17 protein-coding genes and 2 pseudogenes are annotated in these 18648 nt (G+C 36.2%); 6 read left to right on the forward strand and 13 right to left on the reverse strand.

Annotated features, from left to right (window positions below; all coding sequences use genetic code 11):
* Nucleotides 1-31: 31 nt before the first annotated feature.
* The 3 genes and pseudogenes from fabD to FYC62_RS13110 all read right to left on the reverse strand — a co-directional run bounded on the left by fabD (nt 32) and on the right by FYC62_RS13110 (nt 2066).
* On the reverse strand, nt 32-913 hold the full coding sequence (gene fabD, locus FYC62_RS13100; protein WP_149075264.1) for an ACP S-malonyltransferase: 882 nt from the start codon (nt 911-913) through the stop codon (nt 32-34).
* Between the two features lie 95 nt (nt 914-1008).
* Nucleotides 1009-1643 (reverse strand): annotated as a pseudogene (folE, locus tag FYC62_RS13105) (GTP cyclohydrolase I FolE).
* A gap of 9 nt (nt 1644-1652) precedes the next feature.
* Entirely contained in the window at nt 1653-2066 is a 414-nt protein-coding gene (locus FYC62_RS13110) for a 6-pyruvoyl trahydropterin synthase family protein (RefSeq protein WP_026903902.1), read from the reverse strand.
* 83 nt (nt 2067-2149) lie between these two features.
* Between FYC62_RS13110 and mqnB the strand changes: the two genes are divergently transcribed.
* Nucleotides 2150-2797 carry a futalosine hydrolase gene (mqnB, locus tag FYC62_RS13115; RefSeq protein ID WP_149075265.1) on the forward strand — a complete coding sequence of 216 codons (648 nt, stop codon included), beginning with the start codon at nt 2150-2152 and terminating at the stop codon, nt 2795-2797.
* Nucleotides 2798-2900: 103 nt separating this feature from the next.
* Here the strand turns inward: mqnB and FYC62_RS17860 are convergent, their stop codons facing one another.
* Nucleotides 2901-3035, reverse strand: coding sequence for a hypothetical protein (locus tag FYC62_RS17860; protein WP_262713567.1), 135 nt, complete (start codon nt 3033-3035; stop codon nt 2901-2903).
* A gap of 189 nt (nt 3036-3224) precedes the next feature.
* Between FYC62_RS17860 and FYC62_RS13120 the strand changes: the two genes are divergently transcribed.
* Nucleotides 3225-4067: a menaquinone biosynthesis family protein gene (locus FYC62_RS13120; protein WP_149075266.1), complete on the forward strand. Its 843-nt coding sequence runs from the start codon at nt 3225-3227 to the stop codon at nt 4065-4067.
* An 86-nt stretch (nt 4068-4153) separates the two neighbouring features.
* Entirely contained in the window at nt 4154-4291 is a 138-nt protein-coding gene (locus FYC62_RS17160; protein ID WP_161792145.1) for a hypothetical protein, read from the forward strand.
* Nucleotides 4292-4481: 190 nt separating this feature from the next.
* Here FYC62_RS17160 and FYC62_RS13125 read toward each other — a convergent pair whose 3' ends face one another.
* The 8 genes and pseudogenes from FYC62_RS13125 to rmuC form a co-directional block, all read right to left on the reverse strand.
* The gene (locus FYC62_RS13125; protein WP_317131492.1) at nt 4482-5420 is read right to left on the reverse strand and encodes an ABC transporter permease; all 939 of its coding nucleotides are present in this window, start codon (nt 5418-5420) and stop codon (nt 4482-4484) included.
* Nucleotides 5399-5707, reverse strand: coding sequence for a hypothetical protein (locus tag FYC62_RS18040; protein WP_317131493.1), 309 nt, complete (start codon nt 5705-5707; stop codon nt 5399-5401). Before FYC62_RS18040 ends, FYC62_RS13125 begins: the two co-directional genes overlap by 22 nt.
* Entirely contained in the window at nt 5704-6345 is a 642-nt protein-coding gene (locus tag FYC62_RS13130) for an MBL fold metallo-hydrolase (protein WP_149075267.1), read from the reverse strand. The genes FYC62_RS18040 and FYC62_RS13130 overlap by 4 nt, the downstream gene beginning before the upstream one ends.
* A 1-nt stretch (nt 6346) precedes the next feature.
* The gene (locus FYC62_RS17665) at nt 6347-7336 is read right to left on the reverse strand and encodes an alpha/beta hydrolase family protein (protein WP_317131547.1); all 990 of its coding nucleotides are present in this window, start codon (nt 7334-7336) and stop codon (nt 6347-6349) included.
* 27 nt (nt 7337-7363) lie between these two features.
* Nucleotides 7364-7507: pseudogene (locus FYC62_RS17670) on the reverse strand (DUF3887 domain-containing protein); the annotation flags it as partial.
* A 173-nt stretch (nt 7508-7680) separates the two neighbouring features.
* Nucleotides 7681-9183 (reverse strand): rhomboid family intramembrane serine protease, encoded by a 1503-nt coding sequence (locus FYC62_RS13140; RefSeq protein ID WP_039454118.1) that lies wholly within the window; start codon nt 9181-9183, stop codon nt 7681-7683.
* A gap of 139 nt (nt 9184-9322) precedes the next feature.
* Complete coding sequence (locus tag FYC62_RS13145) at nt 9323-11404, reverse strand: prolyl oligopeptidase family serine peptidase (RefSeq protein WP_240534899.1); 2082 nt, start codon at nt 11402-11404, stop codon at nt 9323-9325.
* 194 nt (nt 11405-11598) lie between these two features.
* Nucleotides 11599-12984 (reverse strand): DNA recombination protein RmuC, encoded by a 1386-nt coding sequence (rmuC, locus tag FYC62_RS13150; protein ID WP_149075269.1) that lies wholly within the window; start codon nt 12982-12984, stop codon nt 11599-11601.
* 169 nt (nt 12985-13153) lie between these two features.
* Here rmuC and FYC62_RS13155 point away from each other — a divergent pair, with 169 nt between their 5' ends.
* From FYC62_RS13155 to FYC62_RS13165, 3 genes are read left to right on the forward strand one after another with little or no spacing between them, the layout of a single operon-like run.
* Nucleotides 13154-14983, forward strand: a complete 1830-nt coding sequence (locus tag FYC62_RS13155; protein WP_149075270.1) for a M61 family metallopeptidase — start codon at nt 13154-13156, stop codon at nt 14981-14983.
* Complete coding sequence (locus FYC62_RS13160; protein WP_149075271.1) at nt 14983-15930, forward strand: M20/M25/M40 family metallo-hydrolase; 948 nt, start codon at nt 14983-14985, stop codon at nt 15928-15930. The genes FYC62_RS13155 and FYC62_RS13160 overlap by 1 nt, the downstream gene beginning before the upstream one ends.
* Before the next feature lie 11 nt (nt 15931-15941).
* On the forward strand, nt 15942-18134 hold the full coding sequence (locus tag FYC62_RS13165) for a S9 family peptidase (RefSeq protein ID WP_240534729.1): 2193 nt from the start codon (nt 15942-15944) through the stop codon (nt 18132-18134).
* A gap of 71 nt (nt 18135-18205) precedes the next feature.
* Here the strand turns inward: FYC62_RS13165 and FYC62_RS13170 are convergent, their stop codons facing one another.
* Nucleotides 18206-18646: a single-stranded DNA-binding protein gene (locus FYC62_RS13170; RefSeq protein ID WP_039454101.1), complete on the reverse strand. Its 441-nt coding sequence runs from the start codon at nt 18644-18646 to the stop codon at nt 18206-18208.
* Between the last annotated feature and the right edge of the window lie 2 nt (nt 18647-18648).

The raw sequence follows: 18648 nt of genomic DNA on the forward strand, positions 1-18648 counted from the left end.
TTTCTTTCCCGTTATTTAAATTTTTTGTTCTTTATAAGCTTGCGCTTGATGTACTTACACTTCTATCTACTTTTTTAACCAAACCTTGTAAAACATTACCCGGTCCAACCTCTACAAACTCGGTACCGCCATCTGCCAACATTTTTTGTACAGTTTGCGTCCACTTTACAGAACCTGTAAGTTGTGCAATTAAATTAGCTTTAATAGCTTCTACCTCGGTATAAGGTTTTGCATCAATATTTTGATAAACTGGGCAAATAGGTTCGTTAAATTGTGTAGCTACAATAGCTGCCTCTAACTCTACCCTTGCTGCTTCCATTAATGGCGAGTGGAAAGCACCACCAACATTTAATTTTAAAGCTCTTTTTGCTCCGGCTGCGGTTAATAATTCGCAAGCTTTATCAATACCAGCAATACTACCAGAAATAACCAATTGCCCAGGGCAGTTATAATTGGCTGGCACCACAACGTCACTTACACGCTGGCAAATATCTTCAACCGTAAAATCATCTAAACCTAAAATTGCCGCCATGGTAGATGGTTGTAACTCACAAGCTTTTTGCATGGCATTGGCTCTGGCAGCAACCAGTCTTAAACCATCTTCAAAAGATAAAGCTCCGGCTGATACTAAGGCAGAAAACTCGCCCAAAGAATGCCCAGCAACCATATCAGGCTTAAAATCATCACCTAAAACTTTAGCCAATATAACCGAGTGTAAGAAAATAGCGGGTTGTGTAACATTGGTTTGCTTTAAATCTTCATCTGTACCATTAAACATGATATCTGTGATGCTGAAACCTAAGATTTCATTTGCTTTTTCAAACAAATCTTTCGCTTGCGCTGATGTTTCATAAAGGTCTTTACCCATCCCTACAAACTGTGCCCCCTGACCAGGAAAAATATATGCTCTCATTGTGTTTTATTTGGTTTAAAATATAATTAGCATGTTTTAAAAAGGCTTCTACTCTGCTTAGCCTGACAAAACAGGGTATGTTAAAATTTTACTATTTAAGCTAAATTTGCAGCTATCAGCCTTAAAAACTCAGACCGTGTTTTTTCTATAATAAATTGTCCTGTAAAGGCCGATGTTGTAGTAACAGAATTTTGTTTTTGTATCCCACGCATACTCATACACATGTGTTTACACTCCATCACTACGGCAACACCCGCAGGTTTAAGCGTATCTTGTATACAATCTCTAATCTCGTTAGTTAACCTTTCTTGTACTTGTAACCTTCTGGCAAAAATATCTACTACTCTAGGTATTTTACTTAAGCCCACAATATGCCCGTTAGGGATGTAAGCAATATGCGCCTTACCAAAAAAGGTAACATGTGGTGCTCACACATCGAGTATACTTCTATATCTTTTACGATAACCATTTGGCTATAATCTTCCTGAAACATGGCAGAACGTAAAACCTCTGCTGCATCTAAATCATAACCGTGGGTTAAAAACTGTAAAGCTTTAGCAACACGCTCTGGCGTTTTTAGCAAGCCTTCCCTTTCTGGGTTTTCGCCTATTTCAGAAAGTATTTCTGCATAATTGGCTGCTATTTTATTGATTTTTTTACTGTTATAACGGTCTATTTTAGCATAGCCATTTTCTTCAGCAAAATCATCATGTTGGTTATCAAGACTCATACGGATGTGTTAATCGCCAAAATACTCAACGTAATTATTGGCAGTTTCATAAAGTTTTATGCTATGCAATTGCGCTCCTCTAGCAGCAATATGAGATTCTAATTGTTTCCAAATTTCTATGGCTAAAACCTCTGTAGATGCCATTTTACCTTTCATAAAATCAACATCTAAATTTAAATTTCTATGGTCTAGCTTATCAATAACATTTACTAAAATAATATCTTTTAGCTCTTTTAAATCAATCACAAAACCCGTATCAGGATTAATATTACCTTTTATAGTAACATATAAATCATAATTATGGCCATGCCAGTTAGCATTTGCGCATCTACCAAAAAGCTCTTCGTTTTTCTCTTTGCTCCAATCCTCACGGTAAAGTTTATGGGCAGCATTAAAATGCTCTTTTCTTGTAATGTAAATCATTTTTGCCTAAATAATGCGCAAATATACGCAAAGCATTTACAAGGATAAGAAACACTTTAAATCATTGTACGTAAATTTGTTGAATGAGGATACTAATTGTTGTTGCAACCTATCAAGAAATAGCGCCATTGTTTAAAAAATTAAGCATCCCCGAAAAGGGTTTAAGCTTCACTTATTTAGCTCATGAAATTGATATTGTGGTTACCGGAGTTGGCATGGTGGCTACCGCTTATGCATTAGGGAAAGCACTAGAAAACCAAACTTATAACATGGCTATAAACGCTGGTATAGCGGGTAGCTTTAGTAAACGCATAGCCATTGGCGAAGTAGTACAGGTTAAAAAGGATATTTTAGCCGAGCTTGGCGCCGAGGATGATGAAGAGTTTTTAAGCTTAGAGGAAATGCAATTGGGCGAAGTTGAATTTTTAGAACAATTACATGACAGCTTCCAAACCGATTTAAAAAAGGTAACAGCCATTACCGTGAATAAAGTGCATGGTAATGAAGACAGCATTGAAGATGTAAAAGAACGTTTGTTCCCTCAAACAGAAAGTATGGAGGGCGCAGCTTTCTTTTACGCTTGCGAAGAAGCAGGTGTGGCCGGCATGCAAGTAAGAGCCATTTCTAATTATGTAGAAAAAAGAAATAAAGCAAACTGGAACATCCCTTTAGCTGTTAAGAATTTGAATGAATGGCTAAGCCAATACTTAAATACTTTGTCTAAAAAATAAAATTGAGTAAAGTCTAAGCACTAGGCTAAGTCGTTTGTCATCTTGAGATTTAATATAAATTAATAGTATGATTATGTTTCTGTTTTGAAGTCTGGCCCAAGCATTAACAACCGTTTACGCTTAATTCCGCCTTGGCGGTTGCGGCAGCTACAGAACTAGCCTTAGCAAAACCTTTAGAAGCAAGCGGCGTAGCGGAGAGTTTTTGGGTACTTTTTGCGGAAACATGCGTAGCATTCATGAAGGCCAAAACATAAAACTAATACTTTGAATAAAAGTACCTTGACATGGCCGGTCAAGAGGCCGGAAAGCCAGTGGGTAAACGCCCGATTTTAAGGTATAAATAATGGCTTCAACTCTGCACAGCCTAAATATAATAGCATTAAAAAATACGTTCTATTTGATTGATGATTTTTAAAATACCAAACACATGAAACTAAGCTTAGGCTTCTCGCCATGCCCCAATGATACTTTTATTTTTGATGCCCTTATCCATAAAAAAATAGATACTGAAGGTTTAGATTTTGAGGTTTCTTATGATGACGTAGAAACATTAAACCAGAAAGCTTTTAACCAACAGTTGGATATTACCAAGTTAAGTTACCATGCTTTTGCTTATGCTTTAGAAAACTACGTTTTACTTGATGCTGGCAGTGCCCTAGGTTTTGGTGTAGGCCCTTTATTAATTGCCAACCAAGATTTTGATGAAAGCCTTATCCAGCAACAGCCAGAATTGCTGAAAGTTGGTATACCCGGAAAATACACCACGGCTAACTTTTTACTTGGCGTTGCTTACCCGCAATTGCAAAACAAACAAGAAATTGTATTCTCTCAAATAGAGCAGCAACTCTTAAACAAGGAAATAGATTTAGGCCTCATTATTCATGAAAACCGCTTTACCTATCATGAAAAAGGTTTAAAGAAAATCATGGATTTGGGCGATTATTGGGAGAAGACCACGCAATCAGCCATTCCTTTAGGCGGTATTGTGATTAAGCGTTCTTTACCAGATGAAGTAAAATTAAAGGTTAACCGTTTGATTAGAAAATCTGTAGAGTTTGCTTTTGCAAACCCCAAATCGGGTTTAGATTATATACGTTCTCACGCTCAGGAAATGAGCGAGGAAGTGATGTATAAACATATCTCTTTATATGTAAACCAATATTCGGTTGATTTAGGTGCAGAAGGTCGTAAGGCTATTCAGCAGCTTTTTCAAACGGCATTGGAGAAAAAAATCATCCCAAATTATAGTAAGTCTATTTTCTTAACCTGATATAGATTTTGCTTATATCCTCATCATGATTATCGCTTTTTAGTACTAGGTTATTATAGCGAAATTTGATTCATCAAAAGGATATCATGCAGCAAGAACATTACATCAGCATAGAACATATTTCTTTAGCAAAAGAAGCTAAGGCTGATGAAATGGTAGAAAAAGAAATACAAGGTATTTGGCCTTTTTCTTTTATCTGGCAAATGCTTAATGGTAACTGGTAAAAAACAGAAAATTACTATCAATAATTTAATAGATAAGTGCTTAAAGGATAGTGTTTATTCATGTGCTGAAGATGTTGTTGTGAGTGTAGAAATAAAGAGAGAGGAATCATAAACACGAAAGAGAATAATTATTGATGGTTATTGATAGGTGTTTACACCGAGAAGGGATGGTTTAAAATCATCCCTTTTTTTATAAGTCTTCTTTCAACTTCTCAAACCTTTTAATGCTTAACCTCGAGCTTATAAAAGCTGCAATAAAAGATATGGTAAACACAGTCATAAATACCAAGAAAAAGTCTGCTATTTTAAGCTTTACAGGATAAGCATCTACCAATAAATTGGCTTGCCCCATACTTATTAAACCAAACTCTTGTTGTAGTAAACAAAATGCTAAACCTGCTAAAAGGCCTAAAAAGCAGCCCAACATAGCTATCATCAAACCTTCGTAAAGAAAAATTCTACTAATCATGGTTTTAGATGCACCCAAACTATTCAAAATAGCAATATCTCTTCTTTTGTCAATCACTAGCATGGTTAAAGAACCAATAATATTAAAAATAGCGATAATGAGTATAAAGGTTAAGATGAGATAAATAGCCCATTTCTCTGAATTTAAGATTTTATAAAGCAAAGCATTTTGTTGTATTCGGTTTTTCACTATAAAGGCACTTCCCAAGTTTTTTTCTAGGTGTTTTTTAAAAGCCTCAACATTGTCTTGGTCTTTCAGAAAAATCTCTATAGCCGATACATTTCTGGATTCTTGCAATAAAGTACGGGCAGTTTCTATAGGCACAATAACCATATCGCTTTCTTCTTGCTGGGTCTGAAAAACGCCTACGGGTTGTAAGTATGCTGCCACAAATTCATCGGCAGGGGTAAATGCGCTTTGAGTACCTTTTTTGGGCGAATATATCTCTAACCTTTTTAACGGATTATTGATATTTACCCCTAAAACATATTGTACCGTAGCCCCAATAACAACCAATTGTTCTGCTGTATCTCCTAGTATAAATTCGCCCTGTACCAAAGATGAATCTAACAGGCTATTCTTCAAGAAATCTTCACTTACTCCTTTTACTTTGCCAATAAATTGTAAATCATCATACCTTAATAAAGCTTTTTCTTGCAAAACATGGGTATAAGAAAAATTTGAGCATCGCTTTCTAGCTGTTTAAAAAAAGGCGTTTGCGGGTCGAAACTTTTGCCTTTAGCAGCTTCTACTTTAAGGTGTGGCGAATAGCTATCATACATAGATAAAACCAAGCCTTCAAAACCATTAAATACCGATAAAATGATGATTAAGGCTGCACTACCAATAAATACACCCAGCATAGAAATACCAGATATCATATTGATAGCGTTGGTAGATTTCTTAGAGAATAAATACCGCTTAGCTATGTAGAATGATGCATTCACCTATTAAAAAAAGGATTATACTGTTTCTCGTAACCTATTGTAGTTTCAGGACCATGCCCCGGGTAAACTACAATATCATCTGGCAAGGTAAATACCTTATTTTGGATACTGTTGATAAGGGTTTGATAATCTCCACCGGGTAAATCTGTACGACCAATGCTCCCTCTAAACAACACATCGCCGCCTATCATAAATTTATCTGCTCTGCTTAAAAAGCAAAGGTGTGCTGGCGAATGACCGGGTGCAAAAACAAGCTCTAAACTGCTGTTTCCTAAGTTTACAAAGCCCGTTTCTGGTAAAAATACTTCTGGCTCTGGCGATAACTCGTACCTAAAACCCTGTTGTGGTGCATAAGCGGGTACTGCCTGCAAAACCGGAAGCTCGCCTTTATGAAATTGCGGCTTTAAGCCATAATTATCAAAGATGAATTTATTGCCCAAAACATGGTCTATATGACAATGGGTATTAAGGAATAAAACCGGTTTTAACCCTTCTTCTTTAATGAAATTGATGACCTCGTTTTGCTCTGCAGCGGTATACATGCCGGGGTCTATAATCACACATTCTTTAGTTTCATCGTAAAGAATGTAGCTATTTTCCTGATAAGGGTTATTTACAAAAATCTGTATCTGAATCATATTATTGCTTTATCCAAGCTGCTATATCATTAATTAAAACGGCTTCTACATTAGCCACTTGTTGGTATTGGCTTACTGTACCTTTTTCTGAAACAAAGCTAAATAAATGATTAAGCATAGGGTAAAATTTAAAGCTAACGTTCTTCTTATTTTTCAATGCTTTTTGCCATTCGTTATAATCTATAGTGCTTACCTGAAAATCATTTCCGCCTTGTATGACCAATATTTTGGTCTTCAATTTCTTTGCCGTTTCTACTTGGTTTAGGTTATTGATATCTAGCCAATAAGAAACAGGTAGGCCAAGCATAACAGAATCGGCAGGTAAAGCACCTGTTTTTAAGTTGGCTACTTGCTGTATATCTTTTAAAGCTTTGTCTAAACTGGCTTTTAAAGTTGCAGAGGTGTCTTTACTTTGCTCAAACAAGTATTTATTTTGTTCGCTAATGATATCAGTAAATTTTCTTGCTGGTGCTGCCGCTAAAATGATACCTTTTACATCTGGGTTTTGGGTGGCTATAAGTGGTGCTACCATACCACCCAAGCTATGCCCAAAAACGTAAAGCTGTGCTTTATCTATTTCTGGAAGAGTTTTAGCAAAAGCCAAAGCAGCTTCAGCATCGTCAACGGTTTCTTCTTTTAAGGTAAAAGCTTTGGTAAATTCTTTCTGATAAATGGTAGTACGTTTTACGTATCTGATGCTGGCTATCCCTTGTGATGCTAAGCCTAGCGCTAAATCTTTAAAAGGTTTTTGTGCACCAACGCTTTCATCCATATCTGCCGGACCAGAGCCATGTACCAATATCACCACAGGGAAATTTTCGCCTGTTTTTGGTTTTGTTAAGACCCCTGGAAGCTCATGTGTGCCAGATTTAATAGTGATAAATTCTTCTTTATAGCTAGCAGTATCAGCGTAAGCGGGTAATTTATAGGTTGGGATATTTGGTCGGGCGGCAATAAAAAAGCCTATCAACTTTTGGTCTTTATTAAACACAAACTGGAAAGGCTGGTTGCCTTTCTCAAAAGAACAGTTTAAAATTACAGATTGAAAATCATCCTGACTACGGTTTTCTGCACCATCAATAGAAGTTAAATTACCCATACGGGCTGTAATTTGTTTCCAAACAGCTTCTAACGTTGCTGGCGGAACTTTAGCTTTAAGACTATCGGCAAAAAAACCTTGAGCTTCTTCAAATTTGCGCTGATTTAGCCTGTCAAAAAATCGCTTGCATTGTTCATGTAGCCAATTAACCCTTGCGCAAAAGCCCCTGTGCTACATAATAGCGTTAATAGCAATAATTTAAATCTTCTCATTTATGTGTTAACGTTTAATTTTTATTATTCTTCCTCTTGCTCGTAAATTTCATCTGTAAGTTGTTGCATTTTTTTCCTGTAAGCAGGATGATCTGTTTTAAACTCTTTATACAACAACTCGTAAATTTTAAGCTTATTACCATAGTATTTGAAGAAATGCTTTGCATTTTTTTCTTCTTCTGATGGTAAAGGAGTATTCTTTAATTCCTTCAGCACAATTTCATTCTTTCTTATGACAGGAATCATCTTGGTTTCTAGCAAGACAATCCGCTCTACTTTTGTGAGCGTATCATAATCAGAAGAGTAAAAGTAAGAAGAAATAAGGTTTAAGTCGACCATCATTTTATCTTTTGATTTTCTGTAGGCTTCTAAATCATATTTAGGCATAAAAAACACCCAAGATGATACTGCCAAAAGTATCAATACATAACTTACCATCCTTATAAAATAGCGTTTAGAGCGCTCTGCTTTGGTATAAGCCCAATAAGAGAAAATCCCGAAGATGTAACCAGAAATAAAACCTCCAAAATGGGCGGCATGGTCTATCCCTTCTCCGCTTGGCCATAAAGTAATGATACTTATCAATACAGTACTTATCAAAAATGCGGTTCTGGCTTTAGCATCAAAAAAGTTTGTACTTAAATAAGCTAAGAAAACACCAAACATACCCATAATAGCTCCAGAAGCGCCAACCCCCATTTCCTCGTACCTAAAACCAATAGAGGTAATGCTTGCGCAGATGCCTGTCATGAGGTATAAACCTAAAAAATTCCATTTACCAACCCTGCCTTCTATGATAGAACCAATGTAGGCCAGAAAAATCATGTTAAAGAAAATATGACTCACAGAACCATGAGAAAAACAGGCGGTAAATAATCGCCAGTATTCTCCGTTTAAAACCAAATTACGTTCTATACCGCCATAAAGTAGCTTTCCAAAAGCTGTACTTTTTTCTTTTACATCTGATACCCCCTTTTGGTTAAGTGCAAAAACATAAGCGAAAAAGATAATACGCTGTAAAATAAAAACTAGGCAATTAACAGCTATCAATACGGGTACTACCTGATAATTTTTTCTAGGGATAAATATGGTGCCTAAATGTGTAAACTTATCTTTAGCCCCAAGCGGGGTATAAGAAAGATTTATACCCGGATGCTGGTAAAAACTATCTTTAAACCTTTGGATATTCCCTTCTATATCTGTCTGGATATGAAAGGCACAATACTCAATCTCGGTAATGAGTAATTCTATATTTTTTTCGTTTTTGCCATAATCGTATAAAAAAGCCTGATACCCCACGCATTCACTTTTAATATGCGCAATTTCATTTTCTATAACTACGGTAATCTGCTCAGAATATGATTCCCATGAAATGGGTGTATAAGCTATTAAACCTTTATCATCTGCATAGCTTACTTTCCAATTTAAATTTTCAAAAGCGTTAAAAACTATTGCTAAATACTTATCGGTTCCAAAACCATGTAATGGAACTTGTGCTGTTTTTTTAGGTGAAATGCCCCAGGCCATATCCTAATATAGAAAGCTTCTGAAAATAAAAAAAGTATTGGCTATAATTAGTATGTTCCAATACAGAAAAGACATAAAAAAACAGCGCCTTTAAGAAAAGACGCTGCTTGTAAATGTTTAGGAAAATCAGCGGTAACGCTTACTTAACCACATGATAACTAACCCCCATGTTTTGGAACATGAAAGCCCATTTATCTGCTTGTTCTTCTATAATTTTTGATGTTGGTTTACCAGCACCATGTCCGGCATTGGTCTCAATCCTGATTAAAACTGGTGCTGTACCTTTGTGGTATTCTTGTAAACGAGCAGCAAACTTAAACGAGTGTGCAGGTACCACGCGGTCATCATGGTCGGCAGTGCTAACCATAGTAGCAGGATATGCAGTACCAGCTTTTAATGCGCTATAAGGAGAATATTTATTTAGATAAGTAAACATCTCTTTAGAATCGTTAGCTGTACCATAATCATAAGCCCAACCAGCGCCAGCCGTAAATTTATGGTAGCGTAGCATATCTAACACCCCAACAGCCGGGAAAGCAACTTTAAATAAATCTGGTCTTTGTGTTATACAAGCACCTACCAATAAACCACCGTTAGAACCGCCAGAAATAGCCAAATAATCAGTTGATGTATATTTTTGGTCTATCAGGTATTGGGCAGCAGCAATAAAATCATCAAATACATTTTGCTTTTGCATCTTAGTGCCTGCAATGTGCCATTTCTCGCCATACTCGCCTCCGCCACGAAGGTTTGCTACTGCATATATACCGCCTTGCTCTAATAAAATAATATTTGCGGTGCTAAATGCCGGCGTTAGGCTGATACTAAATCCTCCGTAACCATATAAAAGCGTTGGGTTTTTACCGTTTAGCTCAACACCTTTTTTGTAAGTAATAATCATAGGTACTTTGGTACCATCTTTAGAAGTATAAAAAACTTGTTTAGACTCGTATAAAGAAGGGTCAAATTTCACCGCAGATGCTTTATAAACTTCTGATTTTCCGTTTTTAATATCATATTTAAATATCGTTGGCGGATAGATGTAAGAAGTAAAAGTATAATATAATTCCTCATCTGTTTCTTTAGCACCAAAACCAGAAGCAGTACCTACACCAGGCAGCTCAATTTCCATTTCTTTCTTACCATCCATAGTAAATTGAACCACGTAAGAAGTAGCGTCTTTAAGATAGTTAGCAAAGATTCTTCCGCCTCCTGTACTAGCATTCAATACGTTTTGAGTCTCTGGAATTAAATCTTTCCAGTTTTTAGGACTCGCATCGGCAGCATTAGCCGTTACTACTTTATAATTTGGAGCATTTAAATTGGTTTGGATGTATAGCACATCGCCTTTATTGCCAATTACTTGATGTTCGTTATCAAAATCATCAACCACCTTAACAATAGCGCTGTTAGGCTTGCTTAAATCTTGCATGTAAAGCTCGTTACCTGTGGTAGAGTTTGCAGCAGAAATGATTAAGAAGCGTTCATCTTCTGTAAGGTTTGCACCGATGTATCTTCTTGGTGTTTGGTTACCGCCAAAAAGTAAAACATCTTCTTTTTGGGAAGTGCCAAGTTTATGAAAATACAATTTATGGTATTGGGTTAAACCCGATAATTGACTTCCGGCAGCAGGTTTATCATAACTGCTGTAGTAAAAACCATCGTTTCCTTTCCAGGCTAAGCCCGAGAATTTAACATCTATCAAAGTATCGCCAACAATGGCCTTATCTTGTGTTTTAAGAACTACAACTTTACGCCAGTCTGAACCACCTTCGGATATTTGATAAGCCGCCAAACTACCATCTTTAGAAAAACTTATTCCTGCTAAAGAACTGGTTCCATCAGCAGAGAATTTGTTAGGATCTAAAAATACTTCAGGTTCTTTTCCATCAGCCTGACGATATAAAACAGCTTGATTTTGTAAACCATCGTTTTTATAGAAATAAGTATAAGCACCTTCTTTAAAAGGGGCCGAGAATTTCTCGTAATTCCAAAGTTCTGATAAACGACTTTTGATTGCCTCTTTATAAGGAATTTGCGTTAAATAGTTTTGCGTTACCTTATTTTGGGCCTGTACCCAAGCTTTGGTTTCGGCAGATAAATCATCCTCTAACCAACGGTATGGGTCTTCTACGATGGTTCCAAAATAATCGTCTTTTACGCTTTCTTTTTTAGTATCCGGATAGGCTAATACATTTATCTTTTCTGCTGGGGCTATCATATCATGTTGTTTGGTACTGTTACATGCCGAGAGTACCACGGCAGTAGCAGCAAAAAATAGATTCAATTTTTTCATTTTATTCTGTTTAGTTAGTGCGATGTATAAAATTAACGCTTGTTCTACTACAGAAAGAAATTGTTGTGTAATATGTTTGAGAGATTTTATCAAAGCATAAAACACAGTCACCATTTTTACTACTCTTCTATCAATTTATCATCCAATAGTTTAGAAGTTTTAGCTCCTAATTTCCTAAGCTGTTCTGCCCGGGTAACCAAATTGCCATTACCAGTACTTAACTTCCCTAAAGCATCTTGATAAGCCTTTTGAGATTTATCTAAGCTATCGCCAATTTTCTGAATATCGCTTACAAAACCTACAAACTTATCGTACAAAGCGCCTGCTTTTGTAGCTATATCAATGGCGTTTTTGGTTTGTTGTTCTTGTTTCCAGATAGAAGCTACCGTTTTTAAAGTAGCCAATAGGGTTGATGGTGTTACAATAACTACTTTCTTATTCCACGCAAAGTCAAACAACTCTTGGTCGTACTGTACGGCAATAGCAAAAGAAGACTCTATAGGGATAAATAACAACACAAATTCTGGAGAGTTTATCTGATATAAATCTTGATAGTTTTTATTGCTTAAACCTTGGATATGGCTTTTTATAGAGTTTACATGTAGTTTGGTTAAAGCTTCACGTTCTGTCTCTTCATCGCAATTAACCAGTTTTTCATAGGCCACTAAAGAAACTTTAGCATCTATAATGATGTGTTTATTTTCTGGCAGGTTTAATAAAATATCGGGCAGATAACGGTTTCCATCTTCGGCAATAAAACCCGCTTGTTTGCTATAATTGATACCTTCTATTAAGCCCGAGCCTTCTAAAAGTTTATCTAAAACCATCTCGCCCCAGTTACCTTGCTTTTTGTTATCACCTTTTAAAGCTTTGGTAAGGTTACTGGCATCATCTTGTATCAGTTTGGTTTGTTTTATCAACTCGTCTATAGTGCCTTTTAAGGTAAAGCGTTCGTTAGCTTCTACTTTATAAGTTTGCTCTACTTTTTGCTCAAAAGCTTTTATGTTTTCTTTCAAAGGATTTAACAAAACATCCAAATTAGCTTTGTTTACATCCGTAAATTCTTTGGTTTTCTCTTTCAGGATTTGATTAGCAACATTTTCAAATTCGGTTTTAAAGCGCTGTTGTAACTCGGCCATGTATTGTTTTTGCTCTTCTAAGCGCTGTTGTTGTGCTTTGAAAGATTCTTCTAATGTTGCAATTTTTTTACGCTCAGCATTTAAAACATCTTGAAGCTCCTTTTTATCATCTTCTAAGGTATTTATCCTCCCTAAAAGTTTAAACTCGGCATCTTGCTTTTCTTCTTTTAAGAGATTTATAACAGCAGTTTTTTCTTCTGTTAAGCTTTTCTGTTGTTGCTGACTAACCGCCAGATTAATCTTTAACTGCTCGTTTTCTGCTTTTAATTCATTCCATAAAGCATCATTGGTGTTTGATGAAGGCTTTTTTAGAAAAAGAAAAACGGCTATAAGTAATATAATGATGGCTGTGATGATATATTCCATGATTTTAGAATTTTATCAAAAATAGTAAATGAAATACTGTTTGAGGGTAAGGAGTTGAAAGTATAAAGTACAGAGTATAAAGTATAAAGATCTTCTAACCAATAACAATTACTTTACAAAAAGCTAAAAACTTCAATTTTTCTTTAATTTCAACCTTCTTTATATCAATATGGTGAAAAAATTATCTCTTTTAATTGCTCTTAGTTTAAATGGTTTCAGAATATGGGCACAAGAAAACCCAATTTCTTATACCCTTTCCTTAAATAATGCGGTACATCACGAAGCTCAAATTAGTTTAGTAATACCTAACCCGCCACAAGATAGTTTTGTAGTAAAAATGGCAAGGTCTTCGCCCGGAAGATACGCCACTCACGAGTTTGGTAAAAATGTTTACGATGTTTTGGCCTATCAAGCTGATGGAAAACAGCTAAAAATCAAACAAATTGAAGGCGATGCTTTCCAAATTTCCGGACATCAAGGTAGCGTTAAAATTACCTATACCTTATTTGGTAACCGGGTAGATGGTACTTATGTAGGCATAGATCATCGCCATGCACATTTGAATATTCCAGCTTCTTTTATGTTTGTGCCGGCATTGCAAGAAAGACCAATCGACTTAAAAATTTTACTGCCTAATAAGCAATGGCAAGTTTATACGCAATTACCTGTAGATAGTGGTATCTATAAAGCCAAAAATCTACAGTATTTTATGGATAGCCCCATAGAAATATCAGCAGCTACAATGAAAAGTTTTGATGTTTTAAATAAAGATGGTAGCGCCCAAAAAATTAAAATTGTTTACCATGGTGCTGCCGCCGATTCTACTTTGCAGGATTTAACCTCAAAAACCAAAAAAATTGTTAAAGAAGCGGAGGCTGTTTTTGGCGAGTTGCCTCAGTTTGATTTTAAAGAGTATACTTTTCTAATTGATGTTTTACCTAGTAACGCCTCAGACGGGATGGAGCACCGCAACTCAACCGTTATTCCGCAGCAAGCAGCAAATTTAGAGAGTAGTATTTCTGATGTTCTAAGCACCATCTCACACGAGTTTTTCCACGCTTGGAATGTAGAACGTATCAGACCTAAAACTTTAGAACCTTTTAATTTCGAAAAAGCCAATATGAGTGATGAGTTATGGTTTGCAGAAGGCTTTACACAATATTATGGCGAATTATTACAGGCAAGAGCTGGCGTTACCAGCATTGATGATTTTCTAAACAACCAAGGTTATTTCTTAAATAGCGTACTCAACTCGCCAGGAGCAAACCGTTACTCGCCCATAGAAATAAGCAGAAGAGCTGTTTTTGTAGATGCTGGCGTGGCTATAGATCCAACCAATAATCATAACATATATAGTTCTTATTATCTTTACGGCAATATCATCGCTTTAGCCTTAGATTTAAGCTTACAAAGCCAGTTTAATCTTTCTTTAGATGATTATATGAAACTGCTTTGGCAAAAGCATGGCAAAACAGAAATCCCATATACAGTTGCAGATTTACAACAAACTTTAGCAACACTTACCAGTGATGATTTTGCTAAAACTTTCTTCGCCAACTACATCTATGGCATACAAAAACCCAATTATAGAGCTTTGTTAGCTAAAGCCGGATACGACTTAAATCGTACCAAACCATTTGCTGCTTATGTAGGGAATCTAAGATTTAACTCCGAAAATGGGAAACTTAAATTACTTTCTTCAGCATTGTTTAACACCCCTATTTATGATGCAGGTATAGCAGCAGGCGATTATATTTTAAGTGCCGATAGTACAAACTTCTCTAAGTCTGAAGACTTTGAAGCTTTTTTGGCCACCAAAAAACCTGGCGAGCAAATTACCCTCACTTATGAAAGAGATGGAAAAGTTAAAAATACTTTACTTACCTTAACTTATAATCCAACTTTAGGCTTAAATACTTATGAAAAGCTGGGTATGGAATTAACACCAGAGATTCTTGCTTTTAGAGAGAAATGGCTCAAATCAAAATCAATAGAATAATGATAAAGAAGATAATTTATACAGTTTCTTTAGGGATGGCTTTCTCGGCTTGCCAAGCACAACCCATACCCAACGTTAAGCTTCATGTAAAAGATGTAGAGGCTCATATTAAAACGCTTTCCGCGGATGATATGCGTGGCAGAAATGCCTTGGTGAAGGAAGACATTGCTAAAGCAGCAAATTACATTGCTTATCAGTTTGAGCAGGCAGGCTTACAACCCTTTAATGGCTTAAACTACTATTTTCAGAATTTTAAGTACCAAAAACTAGATTTATATAATGTTGTAGGTGTAGTGCCCGGTAATTCTCTAAAAGATGAATATGTAATTTTTTCTGCTCATTATGATCATATCGGGCTTATTAAGCCAACGGGAAAAGATTCTATTGCCAACGGTGCAGATGATGATGCCTCTGGTGTAGCCGCAGTTTTAGAACTGGCTAAATATTTTGCGCAAAAAAAGGATAACGAAAGAACCTTAATTTTTGTGGCTTTTACAGCAGAAGAAATTGGCGGATACGGTTCTCAATTTTTCTCCAAGCAATTAAATCCCGATAAGGTGAAGGCTATGTTTAACATAGAAATGATAGGTAAAGAATCAAAATTTGGGAAGAAAAACGCTTTTATAACAGGTTTTAATCATTCTGATTTTGGGCAAATTTTACAGAAAAATTTAAAAGGTAGCGAGTTTACTTTTCATCCAGACCCATATCCAGAGCAAAACTTGTTTTACCGTTCTGATAATGCCACTTTAGCGAGATTAGGTGTGCCAGCACATACCATTTCTACCGTACAAATAGATAAAGACAATTTCTACCATACCGTAGATGATGAAATTGAAACTCTGGATGCTGAAAATGTTACAGAAACCATTAAAGCTATCATCATTAGCGCAACATCAATTATTAAAGGAGACGATACGCCAAACAGGGTATCACTAAAAAAATAAAATAGGTCATCATGAAAAATAACTTTCAGAAAATGAGTAAAATAGTTTTAGCTGTTTTATTATTCATCAGTTTTTTAAATGTAAAAGCACAATTTGGACCTGGCACACAGTGGTCGCAAGATGGCTTTACTTACTATGAAATTAATGATAAGGGTATCGTAGAAATAGATATCAGAAACCCTAAAAACGAAACCACTATTTTAAGCACAGCGGCTTTAACTCCGCCCAACGGCAAACCTTTAGACGTTAAAAGGTTTAGTTTAAGTTATGATAAAAAGAAGTTATTACTGCACACCAATACCGTAAAAGTATGGCGTTATGATACCCGTGGCGATTACTGGGTTTATGATACACAAAGCAAAAAATTGCAGCAGTTGGGTAAAGACAAACCTGTATCATCTTTAATGTTTGCTAAATTCTCTCCAGATGGTACCCGTGTAGCTTATGTAAGTAAAAACAATATTTATGTGGAGGAATTGGCTAGCGGAAGAAATAAAGCCTTAACTACCGATGGGGCTAACAAACTCATTAACGGTACTTTTGATTGGGTTTATGAAGAAGAATTTGGTTGTAGAGATGGTTTTAGATGGTCGCCAAACGGGCAATCTATAGCTTACTGGCAATTAGACGCTCGTAAAACCAAAGATTATCTGATGATTAATAATACTGATTCTTTGTATCCTTTCACCATTCCGGTAGAATATCCAGTGGTGGGCGAAGACCCTAGCCGATGCCGTATTGGTGTAGTATCATCTGGCGGCGGACCAACAAAGTGGATGGCTGTACCTGGCGATGCTGTACAGCATTATATCCCACGTATGGAATGGGCCAACAACAACAATCAGTTAATTATACAGCAATTAAACCGCAGACAAAACATCAGTAAGGTGATGCTTTGCAATGCCATAGACGGTAAAGTAAAAACCATTTATGAAGAAAAAGAAACCGCTTGGATAGATATTAAATCTAGATGGAATGATGACGACCCTACAGGTTGGGATTGGATAAAAGAAGGTAAAGAATACATTTGGGTGAGCGAGAAAGACGGATGGCGCCATATTTACAGTATTGGTTTAGATGGTAAAGAAAAATTAATCACCAAAGGAGATTACGATATCATCAATATCAGTTTAATTGATGAAAAAAACGGACTGATTTACTTTACAGCCTCGCCAGACAATGCCACAGAAACTTATCTATATCGTGTTAAAATTGATGGAAGCAGTAAAGCTGTAAGGGTTAGTCCGGCAAACCAAGCTGGCACACATGATTATGATATATCGCCAAACGGAAAAGTAGCTTTACATAGCTTTTCTAGTACGGCAAACTACCCGGTTTCACAAGTGGTAACTTTGCCAGAACACAAAATTATATCAGAAAAAGAAACTCCGGCAAGGTTTAAATCTATGAAACTACCGCAGGTAGAGTTTTTTAAAGTAAAAACAGAAGATGGTATTGAAATGGACGGCTGGATGGTAAAACCTAACAATTTTGACCCTTCAAAGAAATATCCTGTTGTATTTTATGTTTATGGCGAGCCAGCATCGCAAACCGTGGTAAACAGGTTTGGAATGGGCCTTAACCGATTATATGTAGGTAATATGGCCAATGATGGTTACATCTATATGTCTGTTGAGGGACGTGGCGCACCAGCTCCAAAAGGCAGAGAATGGCGCAAATCTATCTATAGAAATATTGGTATTTTAAACATCAGAGACCAAGCTATGGCAGCTAAAGAGATTTTAAAATGGCCTTATGTAGATAAAGATCGTATAGCTGTTTGGGGTTGGAGTGGTGGTGGCTCTTCTACCTTAAATCTTTTATTTCAATATCCTGAGATTTACAAAACCGGAATTTCTATTGCTGCCGTAGATAATCAGCTTAATTATGATAACATTTATCAGGAGCGTTATATGGGCTTATTGCCAGAAGATAAAGAGTTTTTTGTAAAAGGCTCGCCACTAGCACACGCTAGCAAATTACAAGGCAATTTATTATTGATACATGGCACTGGCGATGATAATGTGCATTATAACAATGCAGAACAAATGATAAATGAATTAATCAAACACAATAAAACCTTCCAAATGATGAGCTATCCTAACAGAAGCCATAGCATATCTGAAGGCGAGGGAACTACAAAACATTTAGCAAGTACTTTTACTAAATTCTTGAAAGAGCATTGCCCTCCGGGAGGGAAATAGTAGATTTTTATCTATAGAAAAAGCCCTTAAAGATGATTTTAAGGGCTTTTTTATGTTTTTATGATGTAGGTTTAAAAAGGTAAATCGTCATCAACAGGGTCTAAACTAAAGTTAGATGCCGCTGCTGGATTATCACTTTTATCGGCCTGAGCCGTTGTTCCGTTAGTACCATTTTCAAAATCGCTTTTTCTACCAAGCATCGTGAAATTTTCTGCTACAACTTCTGTGGTGTACTTTTTATGCCCTTCTTTATCTTCAAAAGAGCGAGTTCTTAACTTACCTTCAATATAAACCAGTTTGCCTTTTTGCAAGTATTTAGATGCAACATCGGCAAGACCACGCCACATTACAATGTTATGCCACTCGGTTTGTTCTATTCTTTTACCGTCTTTATTATAAGTTTCTGATGTAGCCAAAGGGAAACTAGCTACGGTAACATTTCCCTCTAAATGCCTAACTTCTGGGTCTTTCCCTAAGTGGCCAACTAAAATAACCTTGTTGATACCTGACATAA

This window comes from Pedobacter aquae, from assembly GCF_008195825.1.
GTDB classification, from domain to species: Bacteria; Bacteroidota; Bacteroidia; order Sphingobacteriales; family Sphingobacteriaceae; genus Pseudopedobacter; species Pseudopedobacter aquae.

Excerpts from the sequence above, each read along its gene's own strand:
- fabD (WP_149075264.1), bottom strand. The coding sequence starts at position 913 with ATGAGAGCATATATTTTTCCTGGTCAGGGGGCACAGTTTGTAGGGATG.
- FYC62_RS13110 (WP_026903902.1), bottom strand. The coding sequence starts at position 2,066 with ATGATTTACATTACAAGAAAAGAGCATTTTAATGCTGCCCATAAACTT.
- mqnB (WP_149075265.1), top strand. The coding sequence starts at position 2,150 with ATGAGGATACTAATTGTTGTTGCAACCTATCAAGAAATAGCGCCATTG.
- FYC62_RS17860 (WP_262713567.1), bottom strand. The coding sequence starts at position 3,035 with ATGAATGCTACGCATGTTTCCGCAAAAAGTACCCAAAAACTCTCCGCT.
- FYC62_RS13120 (WP_149075266.1), top strand. The coding sequence starts at position 3,225 with ATGAAACTAAGCTTAGGCTTCTCGCCATGCCCCAATGATACTTTTATT.
- FYC62_RS17160 (WP_161792145.1), top strand. The coding sequence starts at position 4,154 with ATGCAGCAAGAACATTACATCAGCATAGAACATATTTCTTTAGCAAAA.
- FYC62_RS13130 (WP_149075267.1), bottom strand. The coding sequence starts at position 6,345 with ATGATTCAGATACAGATTTTTGTAAATAACCCTTATCAGGAAAATAGC.
- FYC62_RS13140 (WP_039454118.1), bottom strand. The coding sequence starts at position 9,183 with ATGGCCTGGGGCATTTCACCTAAAAAAACAGCACAAGTTCCATTACAT.
- FYC62_RS13145 (WP_240534899.1), bottom strand. The coding sequence starts at position 11,404 with ATGATAGCCCCAGCAGAAAAGATAAATGTATTAGCCTATCCGGATACT.
- rmuC (WP_149075269.1), bottom strand. The coding sequence starts at position 12,984 with ATGGAATATATCATCACAGCCATCATTATATTACTTATAGCCGTTTTT.
- FYC62_RS13155 (WP_149075270.1), top strand. The coding sequence starts at position 13,154 with ATGGTGAAAAAATTATCTCTTTTAATTGCTCTTAGTTTAAATGGTTTC.
- FYC62_RS13160 (WP_149075271.1), top strand. The coding sequence starts at position 14,983 with ATGATAAAGAAGATAATTTATACAGTTTCTTTAGGGATGGCTTTCTCG.
- FYC62_RS13165 (WP_240534729.1), top strand. The coding sequence starts at position 15,942 with ATGAAAAATAACTTTCAGAAAATGAGTAAAATAGTTTTAGCTGTTTTA.
- FYC62_RS13170 (WP_039454101.1), bottom strand. The coding sequence starts at position 18,646 with ATGTCAGGTATCAACAAGGTTATTTTAGTTGGCCACTTAGGGAAAGAC.